Raw genomic sequence first — 22943 nt, forward strand, 5'->3', positions numbered from 1 at the left:
CGTGCCAAAATGCCCACGGCTTAGATCCTGTCGGTCACAAATCAATCACGCCAGTCCACGGCGGCAGAAATCTTGCCAATAATCGTCCGCCAGCCGAGCGCTGCCTGTTGTGCCCCGATTTTCTTGAGCCGGCGCTTGGCGAAGAATCCGCCGACGCCGCCGTTCGCCGCAGCTCGCAGGCCCTCGTCCAGGTCGTCGAGGGGTGAGCCAGTGGAGAGCGCGGTGCGGACCGGCTCGAGCCGCAGGGCGTAAGCAAGGTCACGTGCGGCCTCGCCGGCGCCGAGCAGCAGGTCGGTGTCCCAGGCGTCCTGGCCGCCGCGGAGGTTCTCCACGACGAGGTCGAGCTCGTAGCGGTTCTCGTCCGTGGCCACGATCGACGACGCCGTGATGCGGTCCTTGAGGCTCTCCCAGGTGTCGAGCTGGGTCATGTCGTGCTCGGCGTCGGACTTCACGAACTCGACGAGGCCCTCGGGGCTGCGGAAGAGCAGGAGCTTGCCGTGGTCGCTGAGGAAGACCGGAACCTCCTCGGGCTCCTCCTCTTCCTCGTCCTCGTCCTCTTCTTCCTCTTCCTCGGCCTCCGCCTCTTCGGCGTCATCCGACTCGTCGGAAGCGTCCGACTCGTCCCGGGCCTCGGCCTCGTCCAGCTCGTCCTCGTCCGACTCCTCGTCGTCGTCGGCGGGCTTGGCCTTCTTGCGGCTCTTGGCAGCGGCGGAGGAGGCGACCGGCGCCGGCTCCTCTTCCTCGAACATCTCCGGGTTTTCGAGGATCACGACGCGGTCGTCGTCCTCGTCGTGCTCGTCCGCGCGGCGGTGGAGGATCGCGAACTCATCCTCTTCCTCGTCCACCTGGGTCGGCGTCAGCTCGGTCGAGAGCCGGTACGCCCGCAGCGTCCAGCCGACGCCCTTCGGCAGGGCCAGCTCGACCGGCTCGATCTTGACGTCGGCCCACATCGCGTCGGCCTGGGCCGAGCGACTTCCGGCTTCCTCGTCATCAAGATCGAGGTCCTCTTCGACCTCGTTGTCGTCCTCGACGTCGACGTCCTCGATCTCCTCGACGGCGTCGACCTCCTCCTCGACCTGCTCGGCCGGCTTGGCGCTCGGCCGCGACGAAGCGGCGTTCGACCGCGACGAAGCGGACCGGGAAGACTGGCGGGCCACTGTGACCTCCGTAGTCGGGCTCGGCGTGCGGGCACACTAGGGCGTGTGTGGCCTCGCGCACAAAACACCCTAGTGTGCAGGTTCTGTGGCGGTCAGACCCCCTTGGGGTGCCAGACCGTCTTGATCTCCAGCAGCGAGAGCATCCGGGACACGCCGGGGTCGGCGGTCCAGTCGGGGTCATGCCCGGTTTCGGGGCGGATCACCCGCTTCAGGTTTTCCGCCGCCGCCACCTCCAACGCTTGCGCCAGTGTGGGGTCCGTCACACCGGTGAGATCGATGGCGTTCACGTCCATGTGCGCCGCGAGCCACGGGGCCATCTCGGCGACCGAGCCCGTCAGCAGGTTGACGACCCCGCCGGGCAGGTCGGACGTCGCCAGTACCTCGCCCAGGGTGACCGCCGGCAATGGACGCTCGGTCGAGGCGAGCACGACGACGGTGTTGCCGGTGACGATGGCCGGCGCGACGACGCTCACCAGCCCCAGTAGCGACGACTCCGCGGGCGCGACGACGCCGACCACCCCGGTCGGCTCGGGCGCGGAGAGGTTGAAGTAGGGCCCGGCGACGGGGTTGGCCCCGCCGTGCACCTGGGCGATCTTGTCGGACCAGCCCGCGTACCAGACCCAGCGGTCGATCGCGGCGTCGACCAGCGCCTCCGCGTCGGCCGCGGTGACACCCTCGGCCGCGGACACCTCGGCGACGAACTGGTCGCGGCGGCCCTCCAGCATCTCGGCGACGCGGTAGAGGATCTGCCCGCGGTTGTACGCGGTCGCGCCGGACCACTTGGCCACGGCCGCCCGGGCCGCCTTGACGGCGTCGCGGACGTCCTTGCGGGACCCGAGCGCGGCGTTGGCGAGGAAGTCGCCCGAGGCCGACTGCACCTGGTATGACCTCCCGGACTCGCTGCGCGGGAACGCGCCGCCGATGTAGAGCTTGTACGTCTTGCGCACGGCCAGGCGGGCAGTGGGCCCAGTGCTTCCGACAATGGGCCCAGTGCTTCCAATCGTGGACTCAGTGCTCAAGGTAGGCCTCCAGCCCATGCCGGCCGCCCTCGCGGCCGTAGCCCGACTCCTTGTACCCACCGAACGGCGAGGCCGGGTCGAACTTGTTGAACGTGTTGGCCCACACGACCCCGGCCCGCAGCCGGTCCGCGATGTTGAGGATCCGTGAACCTTTCTCGGTCCACACCCCCGCCGACAGCCCGTAGGGCGTGTTGTTGGCCTTCTCGACCGCCTCGTCCGGGGTGCGGAAGGTGAGCACCGACAGCACCGGCCCGAAGATCTCCTCGCGGGCGATCCGGTGCGCCTGGGTCACCCCGGTGAAGATCGTCGGGGCGAACCAGAACCCGCGGTCGGGCAGCTCGCAGGGGGCCGACCAGCGCTCGGCGCCCTCCTGCTCGCCGACCTGCGACAGCTCCCGGATGCGGGCCAGCTGCGCGGCGGAGTTGATCGCCCCGATGTCGGTGTTCTTGTCCAGCGGGTCGCCGACGCGCAGGTGGGCCATCCGCCGCTTGAGTACGGCCAGGAAGTCCTCGGCGACCGACTCCTGCAGCAGCAGCCGGGAGCCGGCGCAGCACACGTGGCCCTGGTTGAAGAAGATGCCGTTGACCACGCCCTCGACGGCCTGGTCGATCGGGGCGTCGTCGAAGACGATGTTGGCCGCCTTCCCGCCCAGCTCCAGGGTGAGCCGCTTGCGGGTGCCGGCCACCGACCGCGCGATCGCCCGCCCGACCTCGGTCGAGCCGGTGAAGGCGACCTTGTCGACGCCGGGGTGCTCGACGAGCAGCCGGCCGGTCTCGCCGGCGCCGGTGACGATGTTGACCACGCCCGGCGGCAGGTCGGCCTGGCGGCAGATCTCGGCGAACAGCAGCGCGCTCAGCGGCGTCGTCTCGGCCGGCTTGAGCACCACCGTGTTGCCGGCGGCGAGGGCCGGAGCGATCTTCCAGGCAAGCATCAGCAACGGAAAGTTCCACGGGATGACCTGGCCGGCGACCCCGAGCGGGCGCGGGTCGGGGCCGAATCCGGCGTACGCCAGCTTGTCGGCCCACCCCGCGTAGTAGAAGAAGTGCGCGGCCACCAGCGGCACGTCCACGTCCCGCGACTCGCGGATCGGCTTGCCGTTGTCGAGCGACTCGAGCACCGCCAGCTCGCGGGAGCGCTCCTGGATGATCCGGGCGATCCGGAAGAGGTACTTCGCCCGCTCCCGCCCCGGCATCGGCCCCCAGACCGTGTCGTAGGCGTGGCGGGCCGCGATCACCGCGGCGTCGATGTCGGCGGCGTCGGCGCAGGCGACCTCGGCCAGGGTCTCCTCGCTGGCCGGGTTGATCGACTTGAACGGCTCACCCTTGCCGTCGACGAACTCGCCGCCGATGAACAGGCCGTAGGACGAGCGGATGTCGACGATCGAGCGCGACTCCGGCGCGGGGGCGTAGGAAAAGTCCACGGCTCAGTCCAAAGTGAAGTAATCGGGGCCGCTGTAGCGGCCGGTGGCGAGCTTCGTGCGCTGCATCAGCAGGTCGTTGAGCAGCGTGGACGCGCCGAAGCGGAACCGGTCCGGGTCCAGCCAGTCCGGCCCGGCGGTCTCGTTGACCAGCACGAGGTACTTGATGGCGTCCTTGGCGGTGCGAATGCCGCCGGCGGGCTTCACGCCGATGATCCGGCCCGTCTCGGCCCGGAAGTCGCGCACCGCCTCCAGCATGACCAGCGTCACCGGCAGCGTGGCCGCGGGCTGCACCTTGCCGGTGGAGGTCTTGATGAAGTCGGCGCCGGCCAGCATCGCCAGCCAGGAGGCCCGGCGCACGTTGTCCAGCGTCGCGAGCTCGCCGGTCTCGAGGATGACCTTGAGGTGCGCGTCGCCGCACGCCTCCTTCACGGCGGCGATCTCGTCGTGGACCTCGTCGTAGCGGCCGGCCAGGAACGCGCCGCGGGAGATCACCATGTCGATCTCGTCGGCGCCGTCGGCGACGGCGGCCCGGGTGTCGGCGAGCTTCACCGACAGCGGCGCCTGGCCGGACGGGAACGCGGTCGCGACGCTGGCCAGGTGCACCCCGCTGCCGCGCAGCGCCTCGGCGGCCACGCTGATCATGGCCGGGTAGACGCACACGGCGGCGGCGCTCGGGCAGGTCGCGTCGGCCGGGTCCGGGCGGACCGCCTTCGCGCACAGGGCCCGCACCTTGCCGGGCGTGTCGGAGCCCTCCAGCGTGGTCAGGTCGACCATGCGGATCGCCAGGTCGAGGGCCTGGGCCTTGGCGGTGGTCTTGATCGAGCGGGTGCCCAGCATCGCGGCGCGTTGCTCGGCGCCGACCTGGTCGACTCCCGGCAGGCCGTGCAGGAAGGTCCGGAGGCCTCGTGAGCCCGCGACCTCGGCGGTGAGGGTCATGTCCCAAATACTAGGCTGTCGGCTCGTGGACGTACTCGTGGTGGATCACCCCCTGGCCAAGTCGCGGCTGACCGCGATGCGTGACGAGCGCACCGACAACGGCTCCTTCCGGGCCGCGCTGACCGAGCTGACGACGATGCTCGTCTACGAGGCCGCCCGGTCGTTCGCCACCGAGCAGTTCCCGGTCAAGACGCCGGTCGCGACGGCCGAGGGCACCCGGCTGGCCAACCCGCCGCTGCTGGTGCCGGTGCTGCGGGCGGGCCTGGGCATGGCCGACTCGGCGCTGGCGCTGCTGCCCGAGTCGTCCATGGGCTTCGTGGGGCTGGCCCGCGACGAGCAGACCTTCGAGCCGCGGGCCTACATGGAGTCGCTGCCGCGCGACCTGTCCGGCATCCCGGTGCTGGTCCTCGACCCGATGCTGGCCACCGGCGGCTCGCTGGAGCACTGCGTGCGGCTGCTGGTCGACCGCGGCGCCACCGACATCACCGTGCTGTGCGTGCTGGCCGCGCCGGCCGGCATCGAGCGGCTGGCCAACTCGGGCCTGCCGATGCGCCTGGTCACCGCGGCGATCGACGAGCGGCTCAACGAGCACATGTTCATCGTCCCGGGCCTGGGCGACGCCGGCGACCGCCAGTTCGGCGGCATGCCGCGGTTCGGCGATTCTTAAAGGGCCGCTTAATTCCGGTCGCCGTAACGAGGGATTACGGCGGCCGCACCCTTGAACGGGTGAACGGGGTCCGGCTTACGTTGGCCCGCGATGAAACTGCGAAAGTACCTGCTCGTCGCGGCCGCGCTGATCAGCCTCGGCGGCACCGGCGCGATCGCCTCCGGCAAGACCGGCCCATTGCCGGCGCAACCGGCGGCACCATCGGCGCAAGCCGGACAAGGCCTGAACGCGGCGGTGACACAGCAGCCGGAAAAGACCAGGCGCTGCGTTCTCGACCGCAAGCTCGTGCCGACCTGCGGGCTGTTGTGGGGCGTGGCGCCGGGTGCGTTCACCGGGCTTTCCCCCGGCCGGGCGCTGGTCAACTTCGAGCGCACCACCGGGCGGCCGGCCGACATTCTGCACTCGTACCACCGCGGCGACGAGGTCTTTCCGACGGCCGAGGAGATCGCGGCGGTACAGCAGCCCAGAAAACGCATCCTGTTCGCGAACTGGAAGGTCGCCTGGAACACGACCTGGGCCGACGTGGCCGCCGGGGGACAGGATGCGCGCATCGACCGCGCCGCCGCCCGGTTCAAGGCGTTCCCCGGCACGATGTTCCTCGCGCTGCACCACGAGCCCGAGAACGACGTGCGCTCCGGCGGCGGCATGACGGCCGAGGACTATGCGGCGATGTTCCGCCACACCGTGCGCCGGCTGCGCGCCGACGGCGTCACGAACGTCGTGTTCGTGCTTGTCTACATGGCGTACGAGCCCTGGTGCGAGAAGGACTGGTTCGCCGATCTCTATCCGGGCGATGACGTCGTGGACTGGATCGGCATGGATCCCTACCTGTACGCCCGGCCCGGCGGGTACGGATACGGCGACTTCTCCTATCTCGTCGACCACACGTCGAATCCCGCGAAATGGCCGGGCTTCTATTCCTGGGTGACGAGCGAGCACGGCAACAAGCCGCTGATGGTCGCCGAGTGGGGCGTCTACGAGCACGACCCGGCCGAGAAGGCGTGGATCTTCTCGACCGTCGCCCAGCAGCTCGGCCGGTTCCCGGCGATCCGGGCGCTGGTGTACTTCGACTCCCCGAACGCCCCGAAGGGCGACACGCGGCCGGACTCGTCCGAGCCCGCGCTGAGCGAGTTCAAGAAGCTCGCCGAGTCCGGCGTGTTTTCGGTGACGCTCTAGCGCAGCCCGAGCGCCTCCGCCGTCTCGGTGCGCAGCGCGGACAGGGCGGCGGCGGCGCGCTCGCGGGCCCCGGCGATGTCGCCGCCCGCGACCGGCTCGACGACCTCGAGGTACGCCTTGAGCTTGGGCTCGGTCCCGGACGGGCGGACCACGACCCGGGTGGTCCCGGCCCGCAGGATGAGCACGTCGGACTCGGGCAGCCGGTCCTCGATCGCGGTCACCGGCTCGTCGAGCAGGTCCGCCGGCGGCCGGCCGCGGACCGTGGCCATCATCTCGGCGATCTCGCCGAGGTCCTCGACCCGCACCGAGAGCTGGTCGGTGGCGTGCACCCCGTACTGCAGGGCGAGCTCGTCGAGCCGGTCGCCGAGCGTGCGAAGCTCGGCCTTGAGCCCGGCGGCGAGCTCGCAGACCAGCAGCGCGGCGGTGATGCCGTCCTTGTCGCGCACCATGCCGGGGGCGACGCAGTAGCCGAGCGCCTCCTCGTAGCCGTAGACGAGGTCGTCGCCGGCCCGCACGATCCACTTGAAGCCGGTCAGCGTCTCGCCGTAGGGCAGCCCCCGCTCGGCGCACATGCGCGACAGCAGGCTCGAGGAGACGATCGTGGTCGCGTAGCGGCCCTGCACGCCGCGGCGCATGAGGTGGTCGGCCAGCAGCGCGCCCACCTCGTCGCCGCGCAGCTGATGCCACCGGCCGTCGCGCTCGTAGGCCACCGCGCAGCGGTCGGCGTCCGGGTCGTTGGCGATGGCGATGTCGGCGCTCTCGTGCGCGGCGAGCGCGAGCAGGCGGTCCATCGCGCCCGGTTCCTCCGGGTTGGGGAACGCCACGGTGGGGAAGTCGGGGTCCGGCTCGGCCTGCTCGGCGACGACGAAGGGGGCGGAGTATCCGGCCGCGGCCAGCGTCGCGGTGAAGACCTCGCGGCCGACGCCGTGCATCGGGGTGTACGCGACGGCGAGCTCCCGCGGCACGTCCGGGTCGACGACACCGACGGCGGCGTCGACGTACTCGCGGACGATGGCCTCGTCGAGCACCTCGCCCGGCCCACCGAGGGGCACCTCGGCGAGCGGCCCGACCTCGCGGATGGCCCGCTCGATCCCCGCGTCCGCGGGCGGGACGAGCTGGGCGCCGTCGGCGAGGTACACCTTGTAACCGTTGTCCTGCGGAGGGTTGTGGCTGGCCGTGACCATGACGCCGGCCGCGGCCCGGTGGCGGCGCACGGCGAAGGCGAGCACCGGCGTGGGCAGCGGCCGGGGCAGCAGCAGCGCGCGGCGGCCGGACCCGGTGACGACCCGGGCCGTCTCCACCGCGAACGCGTGCGAGCCGTGCCGGGCGTCGTAGCCGATGACCAGCGGCCGGTCGTCGGGCCCGGCCTGCTGGTCGGCGAGCCAGCGCACCAGGCCGGCCGCGGCGCCGCGGACCACGGCCAGGTTCATGCCGTTGGGCCCCGCGCGCAGCGGCCCGCGCAGCCCGGCGGTGCCGAACCGCAGCGGCCCGGCGAAGCGGTCGGCCAGCTCGGGAGCGTCGTCCAGCACCGCGCGAAGCTCCTCGCGGCTGGCCGGATCGGGATCGTCGGCCAGCCACGCTTCGGCCGTCTCGCGAAGGGAGGTCACCCGCCCTTCATAACACGGGTCAGGGACCGCTCGACGGCGTAGTCAGCTTGAATGAGCTCACCATCTCGTCGAAGATCGCCTTGCTCTCGGCGAACCGGGCGTCGGGGACGGTGACGAAGAAGTGATACGCCTTGCCGCCGACGACGACCGCATTCCACAGCGCGTGGCGCAGCTTGTCGCCGGAGCCGCAGGTGTACTCGAGGATCTCCGCCGGCTGCCCGTCGAGCCTGTCCTCGGTCAGGTTGACCCGCGCATACGGCTGCTCGCAGCTGGCCGGGGTCGACTTGAGCCGGTTCTCGGCCGACTCGAGGAACGCCTTCGGCCCGTTGCCGGACTTCTCGATGTTGACCCGGATGCGGCGGTTGCCGTCGTTCGGGTCGACGATGTCGAAGTACGGCGCGCTGGCGTTGCCGAGCCTGGTCTGCTTCCAGCCCTTCGGCACGTTGACCGTGATCCCGCCGGGGTGGGTGAACGCCTCGACGTCGAAGGTGGGCTTGGCCGGCGCGCTGGAGGCCTGGCCGGCCGGGCCCTTGCCCTGGTTGTCGCCGTCGCCGCCGCCGAACAGCCCGGTCGCCGCGCCGATGCCGAGGACCAGCACGAGCACGACGCCGGCCGCGACCGCGCCCTTGGCCCAGCCCGGTGCGGCCTTGGCCTTGGCGGTGAACTGGCGCACGACGTCGCCGGCGCCGGGCTTCGGGGCCGGGGGCGGCGGGCCCTGCGCCCAGTCGTCCTGGCCGTAGCCGGGCGCATACGCGTTGTAGTTGTCGGCGCCGGTGCGCTCCATCTCGGGCGCGTAGGCGTTGTACTGGTCCGCGCCCGTGCGCTCCAGCTCGGTGCCCTGGGCGCCGGCCGCCGGTGCCGCGGGCCCGCCGGAGTGCATGCGCCGCAGCGCGCCGCTGACCGTCTCGCCGGGCGCCATCATGGCCCGGCCGCCGATCTGGCCGGTGGGCTGCGGCGGGTGGACGATCGTCGGCTGGTGCTGCGGGCGGACCACCGCGTAGGGGTCGGTCATGTGCGCCGGGGCGTTGCTGGCCAGCGGGCCGGCCAGCAGGTCGCGCAGCACCGCGCGGGCGGTGTCGACGTTCCACCGGCGGGCCGGGTCCTTCTCCAGCAGCCCGTAGAGCACGCCGGCGAGCGGGCCCGCGCGCATCGACTGCGCCGGGGGCTCCTCGACGACGGCCCGCATCGTCTCGAACGGGTCGCGCCGGTCGAACGGCGGGCGGCCCTCGACCGCGGTGTAGAGCGTGACGCCGAGGGAGAACAGGTCGCTCGGCGGGCCGAACTTCGCGCCGATGGCCCGCTCGGGCGAGATGAAGTGCGGCGAGCCGAGCACCATGCCGGGCGTGGTGAGCTCGCTGTCGGTGGGCATGCGGGCCACGCCGAAGTCGGTGAGCACGCAGCGGCCGTCGCCGCAGATGAGCACGTTGGCCGGCTTGACGTCGCGGTGCAGTACACCGGCGGCGTGAGCGACCTCGAGCGCGCCCAGCAGCGCGATGCCGATCTTGGCGACCGCCCGGGCGGCCAGCGGGCCGTCCTCGACGATCATCTCGGCGAGGCTGCGCGCCTGAAGCAGCTCCATGACGATCCAGGGCCGGCCGGCCTCGGTCACGACGTCGTACACCTGCACGACCGCAGGGTGCGACAGCGCGGCGGCCGCGCGGGCCTCGCGCAGGGTGCGCTGGTACATCGCGTCGCGGTCGCTGGGGGCCAGGCCGGGCGGCAGGATCACCTCCTTGACCGCCACGTCGCGGCGCAGCAGCGTGTCGCTGGCGCGCCAGACGGTTCCCATGCCGCCGTGACCGATCGCGGTGCGCAGCGCATACCGGCCCCCGATGACGACGCCGGGCGCCGCCCGCTGCCCCGGAACCGGGGGCGCGGTCGACCCGGGCTCGCGTGGCTCGCGGGCGGGTGGGTTGGAGGGAGAGTCGGAGCCGCGCGCAGGTTCGCGCCCGGCCCCGGCCGAGGCCAGAGCACCGGTGGGTGGCAGGGGCTCGCCATGCCACGTCGGAAGCTGAGTCACAGGCAGTAAACCGTCATGGGAGGGGGAGGTTGACTTCTCGCCCCACTATCTTGCGTGCTCGCGCCCGGTTAAGAAAGGTGGGGTCCGCTCCTTCACCGTACCGTGACCCGTGAGCAACCGAGGGTGCCGATCATGTCGCCCTACGGACCGTCGCAGGATTGAATTCGTTCATCCGGGGAACCTGGACAGCTGGATGGAGCGTCTAGGCAGGTGACGGAAACCTCGATGGAACATCGGCGGACTAGGTTTCCTGGATTTCACTTGGTCAGTGCCGAATTGACGGACGAGGGGTACGCCGGCGGGTCGCCGCTTCGTGCCACCCTGCGACGTCTTCCGTCACTGTGCGTCGAACAGCGGCGACGCTTTTGGATGCGCCACTGTGAAAAAGTTATCGCGACACCACGTGACCGTGGCGCCGGTCACTCGTTGCAGGAGGTGAGGGGTACGTGTCCGGTGCTGAAGCCGCCATCCCGGCCGTGCCTGCTGATTCGCGCCTCTGTGCGGGTCCCAGTGACACTCAGCTATATCAACATCACGAGAATGATGTTGCGCTCCGTCACCTTGACCCGGTTAGTCTGTCCATGGCACGCATGGGGCGGGCCGCTCCATTAGACCGAAATAGAGAACACACCGTGACGAGAGCGCTGACACTGACCGAGACCGCCGCCACGGCGGCGCGCCCGGTCGGTAAGTTGAAGTCGTCGTCCGGGTCGTCCAAGGCCGGGCATTTGTCCGAGGGGTGGCCCGAGACGCCGCCCGGGGCCGACCCACTCCCAGGCCAGCTGGACCGCTGGCTGGCTTCCCGCGGCGCCGAGCTGGTAGCGATCCGTCGTCACATCCACGCGCACCCGGAGCTGTCCGGCCACGAGTTCGAGACCGCGGCGCTGGTCGCCCGCGAGCTCACCCGCGCCGGCCTCTCGCCCCGCATGCTGCCCAAGGGCAACGGCGTCATGTGTGACATCGGCTACGGCGAGCGCGTGATCGCGCTGCGGGCCGACCTCGACGCGCTGCCGCTGCCGGACACCAAGGATGTGCCGTACCGCTCGACCGTCGACAACGTCTGCCACGCCTGCGGCCACGACGTGCACACCACCGTGCTGCTCGGCGCCGGCCTGGCGCTCGCGCAGCTGGCCGAGCGCGACGAGCTGCCGGGCCGCGTGCGGCTGCTGTTCCAGCCGGCCGAGGAGACCATGCCCTCGGGCGCGCCCGAGGTGATCGCCGCCGGCGGGCTCAAGGACGTCGCCGCGATCTTCGCCCTGCACTGCGCGCCCCAGCTGCCGGTCGGCCTGGTCGGCGTGCGCTCGGGCCCCTTCACCGCGGCCGCCGACAAGATCGAGGTCCGGCTCACCGGGCGCGGCGGGCACACCGCCCGGCCGCACCTGACCGCCGACCTCGTGCACGCCCTCGGCCGCATCCTCGTCGACGTGCCGTCGCTGCTGGACCGCAAGCTCGACGCGCGGGCCGGCGTGTCGATGGTGTGGGGCGCGGTGCGGGCCGGCGAGGCGGCCAACGCGATCCCGATCGAGGGCGTGGCCCGGGGCACCATCCGCGTGCTGAGCCGCGACGCCTGGCGCGACGTGCCCGAGCTCGTCACCAAGCTGGTCCACGACGTCATCGCGCCCACCGGCGCCGACGTCGAGGTCACCTACACCCGGGGCGTCCCGCCGGTCGTCAACGACCGGCTCGCCACCGCGATCATCGCGGGCGCGGCCGGCGCTGCCCTGGGCCCGGACCGGGTGGTCGAGGCCGAGATCAGCATGGGCGGCGAGGACTTCGCGTTCTACCTCGACGGCATCCCCGGCTCGATGATCCGCCTCGGCGTCGGCGTGCCCGGCGCGGAGACGAAGTTCGACATCCACCAGTCGGCGTTCGACGTCGACGAGCGAGCGATCGGCCACGGCGTGCGGATCATGGTGCACACCGCCCTGGCCGCGCTCAGCGCCGGCGCCTTCTAGGAACCTTTCGGACAGACTTCGGGGCCCGCCTCTGGTAATCCGGAGGCGTGGTCACCGAGCTGCGCGTCCACGGCGTCACCGGCTCACCGGCCGAGGACGTGCTGGACCGTCCACTGCTGCGCCGGGTCGCCGGCGACAAGGACGCGGGCTTCTTCCGCCCGCGGGCCGAGTACGGCGCCGTCACCGGCCCCGGGGGTGCGACCCTCGAGGCGTACCGCTGGGGCAACCTCACCGCCGGCGCCGCGGCCCGCGCGCTGTGGCTGCTGTTGCTGCCGTTCATGTTGGCCAACGTCGCGCTCTGGCTGCGCCCGGCGACCAAGGCCGGCCCGCGGGCCGTGATCCGGGCGCTGACGCGCATCTTCGCGCTGAGCATGACCGGCTCGTTCGTGCTGTCCTTCGTCGAGATCTCGATGGACCTCGTCGGCTGGCAGTGCGCCGCGCTGCCGCACTGCCTGCAGGGCCGCTGGTACCTCGCCCCGCTCGCCGACGGCTTCCTCGCCACCACGCCTCGCCGCCTCGCCGCGAGCGCGCTGGTGCCCGTGCTGGCCATCGCCTTCCTGTGGTTCCTCGGCCGGCGCACGTGGCAGCGCTACGAGGCGTTCCCGGCCGCGACCGACGGCGACGGCGACGGCCTGGCCCACCCGTGCTTCTGGAACGGCGCCCCGCTGGTCGGACGGCTGCGCTCCCTGCACATCGCGTTCGCCTTCGGGACCCTGGATGCGGTACTGCTGGCCGTCCTGCTGCCGCACCGGCGCGACGCCACCGCGTACACCCTCGCGGGCGCGACCGCCCTGATCCTGCTGGCCTGCGTCGTCTCCGTCGCGGCCACGCCCGTCGTCGACCGCGACAACCCGGCGCGCTGGGCCCGCCCGCTCACCCGGCTGCTGAGCCACACCGCGGTGGCGCTCACCGTCCTCGCGCTCGCCTACGCGCTGCTGGTCCCGGACCCGTGGCCGGCCACCGGCCGGATGCCGATCCTCGGCGGCACGGTCACCGGCCTGTTCTCCGTGCAGGTGCTGCTCATGGTGGTCCTCGGCGGCGTGGTCCTGGCCGCCCGCCCGCGCGGCACGTTCCTGCAGGGGCTGGCCGGCCCGCTCATCGCCAGCGCCGGGCTCGGCGTCGCCGTCGCGTTCGCGGCCGGCCTGGCGTACCGGGTCGCCGACTTCCTCGACCGCCGCGCGCTGCCGTCCACGAAGGACTACGCCGTCGAGCCGCGGCTCGAGCCGCCGCCGGCCTACGAGTGGGCCGCCGCCGGGTTCGTCCTGATGCTGCTCATCATGCTGGTCGTCGCGCTCGCCGGCGGCGTGCCGCTGGTGCGCCGGCTGCGCCGCGAGGCCCGGGCCGTGACCGACGCCGACTTCGCCGGCGGCCGCGCGCAGGACACCGCGCGGGCCACCCGGATCGACCGCGCCGTCGCCGACGCCCGCGTCACCGACCACATCGGACGGATGCTGGTGTGGGTCTTCATCCCCTCGGCGCTCGGCGCGATCGCCGCGACCGGGTTCGCGCTGGCCGGGCGCCGCCCGATCCGGCTGGCCGAGTCGGGCTCGGCGGCGGCCGGGGTGCTGTCGTTCGCCGTGAACCTCGGCACGTACCTCATCGGCCTGTCCGCGCTCGCCCTCGTCCTCGTCGGCGTGCTCGCGTACCGCTACCAGCGTTTCCGCCGCATCGTCGGGGTGCTGTGGGACCTGGGCACGTTCTGGCCCCGCGCCGCCCATCCGCTCGCGCCGCCGTGTTACGCCGAGCGGGCCGTGCCGGAGCTGGCCCGGCGGGCGTCGTGGCTCGCCGGTACGCAGGGCGGGGTGATCCTGTCGGGGCACAGCCAGGGCAGCGTGCTCGTGGCCGCGACGGTGCTGCAGCTGCCGCCGGAGGCGCGGGCCCGCACCGCCTTGCTGACCTACGGTTCGCCATTGCGCCGGTTGTACGCCCGGTTCTTCCCCGCCTACCTCACGGATTCAGTGCTGTCGGACGTGGGTGCGATGCTGGCCACCCCTGCTCCCGCTCCCGCTCCGGCTCCGGCCGGCGCCTTGCCGGCTGACGGCGGCGGGTCGCCGGATGAGGGCGGCGCGGTGCTGGCCCGGCCCCGGCAGGAACCGGGCCAGCACACCCCCCGTTGGGTCAACCTGTGGCGGGACACGGACCCCATCGGCGGACCGGTGGCGCCGCCGACGGCCCATGACGTGCGGCTCGTCGACCCGCCGGGCTTCGGCATGCCGCCCGGCGACACGGTCCCGCCCAAGGTTGACGGACATTCCGGCTATCAGCTTCGGCCGGAGTTCGGTGCGGTGGTCAGCGGGCTGGTTCGGGACCTGACGGCCCTTCCTCCCCAGGCTGCGACCGGTGCGGGGCCGCGTCCTCAGGGGCCCGCGTAGGTCCCGGCTCTGCCCCGTTTTCCGCCTCCGAAACCGGCGTTCGTCCGCCTTGCTCATCGGCGGGCGGCGCCGACACCGGCGCCGGTTGGGGCGGCACCGTCCAGCGGGGTCCGGGCGCGACGGGGTGCACGGCGTGCGGCGGCATGGGACGGCCGGGGTAGGCCGCCGCGGGCGCGGGTGCCGGCGTGGGGCGCAGCGGGCGGGGATGCGTCCGGCGGTACCGCCGGTAAAGCCAGACGATGAGGTAGGCCGGGCCGCCCACGAAGACCAGCCAGGGCAGCAGCCAGCCGAGCACCGTCAGCGCGACGCGCAGCGAGGCCACGAACGCGTCCCAGCCGTGGCGCAGGCCGACCAGGATGCCGGTGTCCTCCTTGGACACCGCCGGGGCGTGCGGCCCGTGCAGGAACACGGTGATGGTGGACAGCGCGGTGAGCCCGTCGAGGCGGCGCTTGCGGGCCTGCAGCGACTCGAGGTCGGACTCGCGCCGCGACAGCTCCGACTCGAGCGAGGTGATCTCGGAGATCGTCTGCGCCCGGGCCAGCAGCGCCCGGATGCGATCGACGCTGGCCTGCGCCGTCTGGATCCGCGACTCGACGTCGACGACCTGGTCGGTGACGTCCTGCGCGGAAAGCTGCCGGCTCTCCTCGTCGCCGATCGTCTTGATCTGATCCAACGTGGCCGAGAACTTCGCCGCCGGCACACGCAGCGTCAGCGTCGCGGTCGAGCTGTCGCCGTTGATCTGCCGGTTGTCGCCGCCGACGAAGCCGCCCGCGCCGGTGGCGAACGCGATCGCCTTGGCCGCGGCCTCGTTGACGTCCTTCACCTGCACCGTCATCGTGCCGGCGTAGATGATCGCGCGCTCGCTCGTGTCGATGTTGTCCGGCGCCTTCTGCTCGGTGCCGCTCTGCGCCTGGTTCTGCGCCTCGCCGCCGGCCTTCTCCTGGCCCTGGCCCCCGGCCTGGAGCTGGCGCTGGTCGGCCGGGCCCGCGCCGGCGGCCCCGTTGTCCGCCGCGGCCGGGGCGGCCGGCCGGTCGGCGGAGCTGGCCGAATCGCTCTTGCCGGAGCTGCCGCAGCCGCTCAGAGCGAGGACCACGGCGGTGGCGGCCGCCGCGAGGAACACGGTCGTGCGCCTGACTGACATGACGCCTCCTGGGTAGGGTCGTTCCGGAAGCCGGAAACACCACCTCGGACGCGGGCCGGTGCGGCTCCGGTTCCATCCGCCTGGGTCACGGTTCTGCCACGAGGAGGTCACCGGATGCGCATCACGAAGTACACGCACGCCTGCCTGCGCCTGGAGCACGAAGGCGGCGTACTGGTGATCGATCCCGGCGTGTTCAGCGAGCCCGAGGCGCTCGACGGCGCCGACGCCGTGCTCGTCACCCACGAGCACATGGACCACATCGACATCGACCGGCTTCGCGGCGTCGCGTCCCGCCAGCCCTCGCTGGTCGTCTATGCCCACCCCGACGTCGAGGACCAGCTGACCGACGTGGACGCGGACAAGTACGCGGTCAACCCCGGCGACACCTTCGTCGCGGCCGGCATGACGGTGCGCGCCCACGGCGGGCAGCACGCGATCATCCACCCCGACATCCCGCGGATCGTCAACCTGGGGTTCGTCATCGACGCCCCCGGCGGCCCGATCTACCACCCCGGCGACTCGTTCCACGTGCCGTCCGAGGAGGTCGCGACGCTGTTCGTGCCCGTCTCCGCCCCGTGGCTCAAGCTCTCCGAGGCGGTCGACTTCGCCCGGGCGGTCAAGCCCGAGCGCGCCTTCGCCCTGCACGACAGCCTGCTCGTGGACGTCGGCCAGCAGATGGTCACCGGCCACATGACGCGCCTGTCCGGCACGCACTACGAGCGCCTCGAACCGGGCAGCTCCATCTAGCGTTGTCCGCATGGATGACGCCATCGCCCGCCTGTACTCCGCGCCGCCCGAGGAGTTCATCGCGCTGCGGGGCGAGGAGATCGCCAAGGCCCGGCAGGCCCGCGACACCGCACGGGCGGCGGCGCTGGCCAAGCTGCGCAAGCCGACCGTGGCGGCGTGGCTGGTCAACCGGCTCGCCCACGAGCGGCCCGACCTCGTCGCCGACCTGCTGGCCCTGGCCGAGCAGCTGCGCGCCGCCCAGCGGGAGCTGCGCGGCGCCGACCTGCGCGAGCTGTCGGTGCGCCGGCGCGAGACGGTGACGGCGCTGGCCCGCGAGGCGGCCCGGCTGGCCGGCGGCGCGCGCGGCAACCTGCCGATGACCGAGGTGGAGGCGACGTTCGCCGCGGCGCTGGCGGATGCGGAGGTGGCTTCGGCGGTACGCGAGGGGCGCCTGACGAAGGCCCTCGAGTACACGGGCTTCGGCGAGACCCCGCGCCCCAACCTGCGGCTGGTGCAGGGCACCCCGGAGGCGGAGGCGGCGGAGCCGGCGGAGGCGGCCGGTTCGGCCAAGGTCACGCCGATCCGGTCCGCGCCCGACGCAACCGAGCGGGAGCGGCGGGCCGAGGCGCGCCGCCGGGAGGAGGAGCGGCGCGCCGCCGAGGAGGAGCACGCCCGCGCGGTCAAGCAGGCCCGGCGGGAGCTCATGACGGCGCTGCAGGTGCTCGCCGACGCCGAGAACGCGAAGGCCGAGGCCGAGCGGGCGGTCGCCGCCGCCGACAAGGCGATCCGCCAGGCCGAGAAGCGGGTCAAACTCGCCCAGGATGCGCTGTCCGACCTGGGCTGATCCGTTCGTCCGTTCGCGCACATGGCTACTCCTCGAACGAGTACCTTCACCGTGATCCATGCGGGTTGGCAGAATGACCCGGGTGACTCCCGAGCAGGCGGCCGCGGCGGCGAAGCAAGCGGTCCTGGTCCTGGGCGGCGCCTTCAGCGACGACCCGAAGACCATGCGGCGCGCCCGGCAGATCGGCCTGACCGGCTGGGCCTTCTACGTGGCCGGCCGCGGCGGTGCGCTGGGCGACGTGCGCGCCGACACCGTCGCCGCCGCGCTGGGCTTCATCGCGCCCGAGGCCGTCCAGGACGGCTGGGACGCCGCGCGCAAGGTCGCGCCGCCCGAGCAGATAGCCGCCGACAACCTCGACGAGTGCTGCCGCTGGGGCCGCGAGCACCTCGAGAGCTTCTACGCGCTGCCCAAGCTCGTCGAGCTCGCCGAGCGGGTCGTGGTCAGCGCCGAGACGGCCGGCATGCCCCTGTTCGCGGCCTGGCGGGCGATGCCCCTGCCGGACGACTCGCCGGGCGCCCGGGCCGCGGTCCTGGCCCACCTGCTGCGCGAGCACCGCGGCGCCGCCCACCTGCTGGCCATCCGGGCCAGCGGCCTGACCCCGCTCGAGGCGATCATCTCCGGCCCCGAGGGCGAGGCCGAGGCGACGGCCTTCGGCTGGCAGCCGCCGTACCCGCCGTTCGAGCCCCTGGTACGCCGCCGCAGCTGGGCCGAGGCCCTGACCGACCGCATCGCCGGCGAGGCCTTCCGCGCCCTGGGCCCCACCGAGCGCACCGAGCTCGTCAACCTCCTCGACGCCGCCGTGCAGTCGGTGAAGGAGGCCCTGCCTTCGTAGTTCGGGTTTTTGTCATACCTCGGGGTTAGGTTTCTCGGCATGGAGCTGCAGGGGTGCCCGGGGTGGACGGTTCGGGGCTGCACGTTGCGCGACGTGGCGGCGATCCTGACCGTGACGCGGGCCGGCGACGAGGCCACGCTGGGCGAGCCGGACTGGACCGAGGACGAGGTCGTGGCGACGCTGACCGCCCCCAACCAGGACCCGGCCCGCGACTCCTGGCTCGCGTTCGACCCCGGCGGGGCGCCCTCGGCCTGGGCCTATGTCGACAATCCGGAGCGCGGCGACCGGGAGAACGTCGAGGTCTACGCGGCGCCCGGGCGCGCTGAGGCGTATGGCCCGCTGCTCGACCTGGCGCTGCCGCGGGTGGCGGAGCGGGCCCGGGAGGCCGGCCATCCGCGGGTCACGCTGCGGGCGGGGGCGGTGGCCAGCGAGCTGGACTACATCGCGGCGCTGACGGAGCGCGGGTTCGTCTTCCGCAAGCGGCACGCGCGCATGACCCGTTCGCTGACCGGCCCCGACGAGCCCACCCTCGCAGCGCCCGGCGTCCCCGCGGACGGCGGGGAGACGGCGCGCGTGGAGGGCGGGGGAGCGGCGGGGGCCGCTGAGGTGGATCCGGTCCGAGCGGACGGCGAGGAGTCGGGCCTCGGGACGACCGGCGTGCCCGCGGGCGGCAAGGAGTCAGCCCCCGGGGCGACCGGCGTCGCCGCTGGCGGCGACGAGCTGGCCTCCGGAGCGACCGGCGTCCGGGCGGACGGTGGGGAGGCGGTGCCCGGGGTGCGGGTTGTGCGGGCCGACGACGAGGTCGAGATGCGCCGCTTTCACGAGGTGCTGCAGGCCGCGTTCGCCGACACGCCCGACTTTCAGCCGGTGAGCTATGAGGCGTGGCGGGAGTCGCTGGCCGCCCTGCCGTCGATCAGCTGGGACGAGTGGCTCGTGTCCGAAATTTCCGGACAGATCATTGGGGTCCTGCAATCGGCCGATCGCGGCAACGACGAGGGGTGGGTGAAGAACCTCGCGGTGCTGCGGGAGCACCGGCGCCACGGGGTCGGGGGAGCGCTGCTGCGGGCGGCCTTCGCGATCTACGCCGCCAAGGGGCGCACCAGCGCGGGGCTCGGGGTCGACCTCACCAACCCGACGGGGGCGTACAGCCTCTACAGCGGGCTCGGCATGAGCGTCGCCTTCGGCGCCGACCTCTACGAGCGGACGGTGGAGCCGTAGGGTGTCGCCGTCACATCGGTCTCCGCCACCCGCAGCCCCACCACCGGATGGCCATGAGCGTCGGCGCCGGCCTCTACGTGCGGGCGGTGGAGTGTGGGAGCGTCGCTGTTACGGCGGGCCCGGCATGAGCCTCGCGTTCGGCGCCGAACTCTGCGAGCGGGCGGTGGAGGCTTAGGGCATCGCCGTCTTCGTCGGGCGGGCGCGCAGGGCGTCGAGGTAGTCGGCGGGGGCGCCGGCCTTGGCGGCGGCGTTGGCGATCTCGGCCAGGTACCACGCGGTGGGCAGGCCGCCCTCGTAGCCGTTGAAGACGTAGACCCAGGCGGTCTCCTCGCCGTCCAGGGTGGCCACGCGCAGGTGCAGCTTGCGATAGGTGCCGGCCAGGGCGCCCTCGACCTCGTCGAGCTGCTTCTCGTCGTTGGGGTGCACGTCGTACAGCGCGACGAAGACCCGGTCGCCCGGCGACTCGACGATCGTCGTGACCGAGCCCTCCCAGCCCAGGACGTCCTCGCCGGCGAAGGTCAGGCGCCAGCCCTCGAGCCAGCCGGTTCCGATCATTGGCGAGTACGGACAGTAGGCCCGCATGCGGGCAGGGTCCAGGTTCGAGCCATACGCGGCGTAATGACGCACGGCGATGACGATAAACCCGACCGGGTGCGCGAGAGAATACTGCCGAGCGTGTCGGATTCGGATCCACTCGTCGGCGCGCCATACACCGTTCGGTTGGGGTCTGTGTTGCGCGAGTGTTTGACGAGGGACAACGCGGACCTCGTCGCCGGGCCGGCACCGCGGGGGAACGCGCTGACCGCGGTCGTGCGGGGGTGCAAATCGCCCACTCCCTACGTCGTTCGGCCATAGTTCGCGCCGCAGGGTCGCCGCACCGAGGGCAATGCGGACACGAGGGGCAACGCTCACATAAAAGGCAGGAGGTTGGGGTCGAATCGGGGGCTTGGCGCGGCGGGTTTGAGGGGCGAGGGAGAATACGACTGAAGAAAAGGCCGAGGAGGGGTGGCTGGCGTGGGCCGGATCGTGATCATCGGAGGTGGCCCGGCGGGCTACGAGGCGGCGCTCGTCGCCGCGCAGCTCGACGCCCAGGTGACCGTGATCGAGGCGGAAGGCGCCGGTGGCGCCTGCGTGCTGCACGACTGCGTGCCCTCGAAGACGTTCATCGCGAGCTCCTCGGTCGTGACCGCCCACCTCGACACCGAGGCGTTCGGGGTGATCGGGCCCGAGGGGCCGGACGTGCGGGTGGACGGGCCGGCCGTACACCGGCGGGTCAAGCGGCTCGCCGCCGCGCAGTCGGGCGACATTCACGCCAAGCTCGTCAAGGCCGGCGTCGAGTTCGTCACGGGCACTGCGCGCCTCGGTGAGGATACGCTCGGTCACACTCACAAGATCCGGGTCAGCCCGGCCGACGGTGACGCTCCGTATGACATCGCGGCCTCGACCGTGTTGATCGCGACCGGGGCGACGCCCCGCGTGTTGTCGACCGCGGCGCCCGACGGGGAGCGCATCCTTGACTGGCGGCAGGTGTACGACCTGCCGAGCCTCCCCGAGAAGCTCATCGTCGTCGGGTCCGGTGTGACCGGGGCCGAGTTCGCCTCCGCGTACCTCGCGATGGGCGTCGACGTGACGCTCGTCTCCAGCCGCGACCGGGTCATGCCGCACGAGGACCCCGACGCCGCGATGGCGATCGAGCGCGTGTTCCGCACCCGGGGCATGACGATCCTCAACAACTCGCGGGCCTCGGCCGCCCGGCGCACGGCCGACGGGGTCGTGGTCGAGCTGGCCGACGGGCGCTCGGTCGAGGGCTCCCACGTGCTCATGTGCGTCGGGTCGGTGCCGCAGACGGGGGAGCTGGGGCTCGCGGAGTACGGCGTCGACGTGGCGCCCGGCGGGTACGTCACCGTCGACCGTGTCTCGCGGACCAACGTGCCGGGGATCTACGCGGCCGGCGACTGCACCGGGCTGCTGCCGCTGGCCAGCGTCGCCGCCATGCAGGGGCGCATCGCGATGTGGCACGCGCTGGGGGAGGCGGTCGCGCCGCTCAAGCTGCGCACCGTCGCGGCCAACGTGTTCACCGACCCCGAGCTCGCCTCCGTCGGCATCACGCAGTCCGACATCGACAGCGGGCGGGTGCCGGCGCGGGCCGTCATGCTGCCGCTGGCCGGCAACGCGCGGGCCAAGATGGACGCGCTCGACGACGGGTTCGTGAAGATCTTCTGCCGGCCGGCGTCGGGGCTCGTTGTCGGCGGCGTGGTGGTGTCCCCGAAGGCGAGCGAGCTCATCATGCCGATCGCGATGGCGGTGGAGAACCACCTGAGCGTCGACCAGCTGGCCCACACGATCACGATCTACCCGTCGATCTCCGGGTCGATCGCCGAGGCCGCGCGCCAGCTCATGCAGCACGACGAGGACTAGGGAATCTCCTGGAAGATGTCGCGGGCGTAGTCGGCGACGGCGGCCCGCGTCACCGTGGCGTCGATCGGCAGGGACTCCAGGCAGCGGCGCAGCGTCTCGGTCAGCAAGGGCCGGGGTACCCGCATCGACACGGTCGAGTGCGGGACCCACTCGCCCGGGGCGTACAGCGGCAGCGTCTCCATGCCGGCCGCGTCCAGCCGGGACCACACGCGGGCCTGGTGGGCGACCAGCTCCGGGGTCGGCGCCGGGCCGAGGAAGACCACGCGGCCGACGAAGACCCCGCTGTACTGAAAATTGATCCGCAGCGGCTCGGCGACCCGGATCCCGGCGAGGGCCTCGGCGACCGCCTCCGGGTCGAGCTGCCGGGCGACGGCGAGCGTGACGTGCGGGCGGTGCCGGCCCTCATGCGGGGTGGCCAGGGTCTGCACGCCCATCTCCTCGAGCTGCTCCCACAGCACGCGGATGCGGCGGGTCGAGCGCTCGTCGAGGTACATCTCGACCGACGCGACCATCAGCGCGCCCTCTGGCAGCGCGGGCACCAGTAGGCGTTGCGGGCGTTGAGCACCGCGGTGCGCACCGGGGTCTCGCACACCAGGCACGGCTGGCCGGTGCGCCGGTAGACGTACACCTCGCCGCCGTGGCGGTCCACGCGCGGCGCCCGGCCCATCGCCTCCGGCATGTGTGCACTGTGGACGGTGTCGATGCGGCCCTCGGCCACGCCGGCGCGCATGAGGGTGCGCAGGTCCTGCCAGATGGCGTCCCAGCGGCGGCGGCCGAGCTTCGTGCCGGGCGTGGTCGGGGGCAGGCCGGCGCGGAACAGCGACTCGGTCACATAGATGAGCCCGGCGCCCGCGACCACCGCCTGGTCCATGAGCAACGCCATGAGGGGACGGGTCGAGCTTTTGATGATTCGGTACGCCAGGTCGCCGTCGCTGCCCTCATCCAGCGGGTCGGGGCCGAGGCGGGCGCGCAGGGCATCCACCTGCGCCGGGTCGAGCAGCTCGCAGGCGGTGGGGCCGCGCAGGTCCAGCCAGTGTTCACCGTTGGCCATCCGCATGCGGATCTCGCCGACCGGGGCGGGGGCCGGGCCGTCGCCGTCGGCGAACTTGCCGTACAGGCCCAGGTGGACGTGGATCGCCGGGCCGCCCTCGTAGTGGTGGAACAGGTGCTTGCCGTGCGCCGAGGTGTCCTCCAGCGGGCGGCCGTCGACGCGCAGCGCGTCGGCGGCGAAGCGCCCCTGCGGGCTGGAGACCGCGACCGGGCGGCCGGCGAACAGCTTGCGGTGCCGCTCGGCGAGGCGGTGGATGGTGTGACCTTCGGGCACCGACCGTTTATACCGGGTCGCCGCGCGGGCGGCACGCTATTGTTGGTGACGTGAGTCGCAGCGCACTGTCCACGACGACGCCGGGCCTTCCCCGGCGGCGCTGACCGACGT

Annotated in this window: 19 protein-coding genes; 9 read left to right on the forward strand and 10 right to left on the reverse strand. The window is 72.6% G+C overall.

Features of this window, described 5'->3' with window-relative positions:
• Positions 1-41: 41 nt before the first annotated feature.
• From ACQEVU_RS55475 to deoC, 4 genes are all read right to left on the reverse strand, one after another.
• Positions 42-1157, reverse strand: a complete 1116-nt coding sequence (locus tag ACQEVU_RS55475) for a DNA primase (protein ID WP_433339294.1) — start codon at positions 1155-1157, stop codon at positions 42-44.
• A gap of 92 nt (positions 1158-1249) precedes the next feature.
• On the reverse strand, positions 1250-2140 hold the full coding sequence (locus tag ACQEVU_RS55480) for an aldehyde dehydrogenase family protein (RefSeq protein WP_433339775.1): 891 nt from the start codon (positions 2138-2140) through the stop codon (positions 1250-1252).
• A 25-nt stretch (positions 2141-2165) separates the two neighbouring features.
• A complete protein-coding gene (locus ACQEVU_RS55485; RefSeq protein ID WP_433339295.1) occupies positions 2166-3596 on the reverse strand; it encodes an aldehyde dehydrogenase family protein in 1431 nt (476 codons plus the stop codon).
• 3 nt (positions 3597-3599) lie between these two features.
• Positions 3600-4532 carry a deoxyribose-phosphate aldolase gene (gene deoC / locus ACQEVU_RS55490; protein WP_433339296.1) on the reverse strand — a complete coding sequence of 311 codons (933 nt, stop codon included), beginning with the start codon at positions 4530-4532 and terminating at the stop codon, positions 3600-3602.
• A 25-nt stretch (positions 4533-4557) separates the two neighbouring features.
• Here deoC and upp point away from each other — a divergent pair, with 25 nt between their 5' ends.
• Together upp and ACQEVU_RS55500 are read left to right on the forward strand one after the other, a co-directional pair.
• On the forward strand, positions 4558-5199 hold the full coding sequence (gene upp / locus ACQEVU_RS55495) for a uracil phosphoribosyltransferase (RefSeq protein ID WP_433339297.1): 642 nt from the start codon (positions 4558-4560) through the stop codon (positions 5197-5199).
• A gap of 90 nt (positions 5200-5289) precedes the next feature.
• Entirely contained in the window at positions 5290-6375 is a 1086-nt protein-coding gene (locus tag ACQEVU_RS55500; RefSeq protein WP_433339298.1) for a glycoside hydrolase family 26 protein, read from the forward strand.
• Here the strand turns inward: ACQEVU_RS55500 and ACQEVU_RS55505 are convergent.
• On the reverse strand, positions 6372-7982 hold the full coding sequence (locus ACQEVU_RS55505; protein WP_433339299.1) for a phospho-sugar mutase: 1611 nt from the start codon (positions 7980-7982) through the stop codon (positions 6372-6374). The genes ACQEVU_RS55500 and ACQEVU_RS55505 overlap by 4 nt on opposite strands.
• Before the next feature lie 19 nt (positions 7983-8001).
• On the reverse strand, positions 8002-9771 hold the full coding sequence (locus tag ACQEVU_RS55510) for a serine/threonine-protein kinase (protein ID WP_433339300.1): 1770 nt from the start codon (positions 9769-9771) through the stop codon (positions 8002-8004).
• 677 nt (positions 9772-10448) lie between these two features.
• Between ACQEVU_RS55510 and ACQEVU_RS55515 the strand changes: the two genes are divergently transcribed.
• Positions 10449-11957 (forward strand): amidohydrolase, encoded by a 1509-nt coding sequence (locus ACQEVU_RS55515; RefSeq protein WP_433339301.1) that lies wholly within the window; start codon positions 10449-10451, stop codon positions 11955-11957.
• 47 nt (positions 11958-12004) lie between these two features.
• Positions 12005-14329 carry a hypothetical protein gene (locus tag ACQEVU_RS55520; RefSeq protein ID WP_433339302.1) on the forward strand — a complete coding sequence of 775 codons (2325 nt, stop codon included), beginning with the start codon at positions 12005-12007 and terminating at the stop codon, positions 14327-14329.
• Here the strand turns inward: ACQEVU_RS55520 and ACQEVU_RS55525 are convergent.
• Positions 14247-15470, reverse strand: a complete 1224-nt coding sequence (locus ACQEVU_RS55525; RefSeq protein WP_433339303.1) for a DUF4349 domain-containing protein — start codon at positions 15468-15470, stop codon at positions 14247-14249. The genes ACQEVU_RS55520 and ACQEVU_RS55525 overlap by 83 nt on opposite strands.
• A 114-nt stretch (positions 15471-15584) precedes the next feature.
• Here ACQEVU_RS55525 and ACQEVU_RS55530 point away from each other — a divergent pair, with 114 nt between their 5' ends.
• The 4 genes from ACQEVU_RS55530 to ACQEVU_RS55545 all read left to right on the forward strand — a co-directional run bounded on the left by ACQEVU_RS55530 (position 15585) and on the right by ACQEVU_RS55545 (position 19090).
• A complete protein-coding gene (locus ACQEVU_RS55530; protein ID WP_433339304.1) occupies positions 15585-16217 on the forward strand; it encodes an MBL fold metallo-hydrolase in 633 nt (210 codons plus the stop codon).
• A gap of 10 nt (positions 16218-16227) precedes the next feature.
• Positions 16228-17040 carry a hypothetical protein gene (locus tag ACQEVU_RS55535; RefSeq protein ID WP_433339305.1) on the forward strand — a complete coding sequence of 271 codons (813 nt, stop codon included), beginning with the start codon at positions 16228-16230 and terminating at the stop codon, positions 17038-17040.
• Positions 17041-17122: 82 nt separating this feature from the next.
• Positions 17123-17872 (forward strand): SCO6745 family protein, encoded by a 750-nt coding sequence (locus tag ACQEVU_RS55540; protein ID WP_433339306.1) that lies wholly within the window; start codon positions 17123-17125, stop codon positions 17870-17872.
• Positions 17873-17911: 39 nt separating this feature from the next.
• The gene (locus ACQEVU_RS55545; RefSeq protein ID WP_433339307.1) at positions 17912-19090 is read left to right on the forward strand and encodes a GNAT family N-acetyltransferase; all 1179 of its coding nucleotides are present in this window, start codon (positions 17912-17914) and stop codon (positions 19088-19090) included.
• A gap of 171 nt (positions 19091-19261) precedes the next feature.
• Here the strand turns inward: ACQEVU_RS55545 and ACQEVU_RS55550 are convergent, their stop codons facing one another.
• The gene (locus ACQEVU_RS55550; protein WP_345124357.1) at positions 19262-19717 is read right to left on the reverse strand and encodes a gamma-glutamylcyclotransferase family protein; all 456 of its coding nucleotides are present in this window, start codon (positions 19715-19717) and stop codon (positions 19262-19264) included.
• A 387-nt stretch (positions 19718-20104) separates the two neighbouring features.
• Between ACQEVU_RS55550 and ACQEVU_RS55555 the strand changes: the two genes are divergently transcribed.
• Complete coding sequence (locus tag ACQEVU_RS55555; protein ID WP_433339308.1) at positions 20105-21508, forward strand: NAD(P)H-quinone dehydrogenase; 1404 nt, start codon at positions 20105-20107, stop codon at positions 21506-21508.
• Here the strand turns inward: ACQEVU_RS55555 and ACQEVU_RS55560 are convergent.
• A complete protein-coding gene (locus tag ACQEVU_RS55560) occupies positions 21505-22047 on the reverse strand; it encodes a 2'-5' RNA ligase family protein (RefSeq protein WP_433339309.1) in 543 nt (180 codons plus the stop codon). The two genes, ACQEVU_RS55555 and ACQEVU_RS55560, sit on opposite strands and share 4 nt — an antisense overlap.
• Positions 22020-22832, reverse strand: coding sequence for an Fpg/Nei family DNA glycosylase (locus ACQEVU_RS55565; protein ID WP_433339310.1), 813 nt, complete (start codon positions 22830-22832; stop codon positions 22020-22022). Before ACQEVU_RS55565 ends, ACQEVU_RS55560 begins: the two co-directional genes overlap by 28 nt.
• Between the last annotated feature and the right edge of the window lie 111 nt (positions 22833-22943).

It is taken from the genome of Dactylosporangium sp. CA-139066 (assembly GCF_050936175.1).
GTDB lineage: Bacteria > Actinomycetota > Actinomycetes > Mycobacteriales > Micromonosporaceae > Dactylosporangium.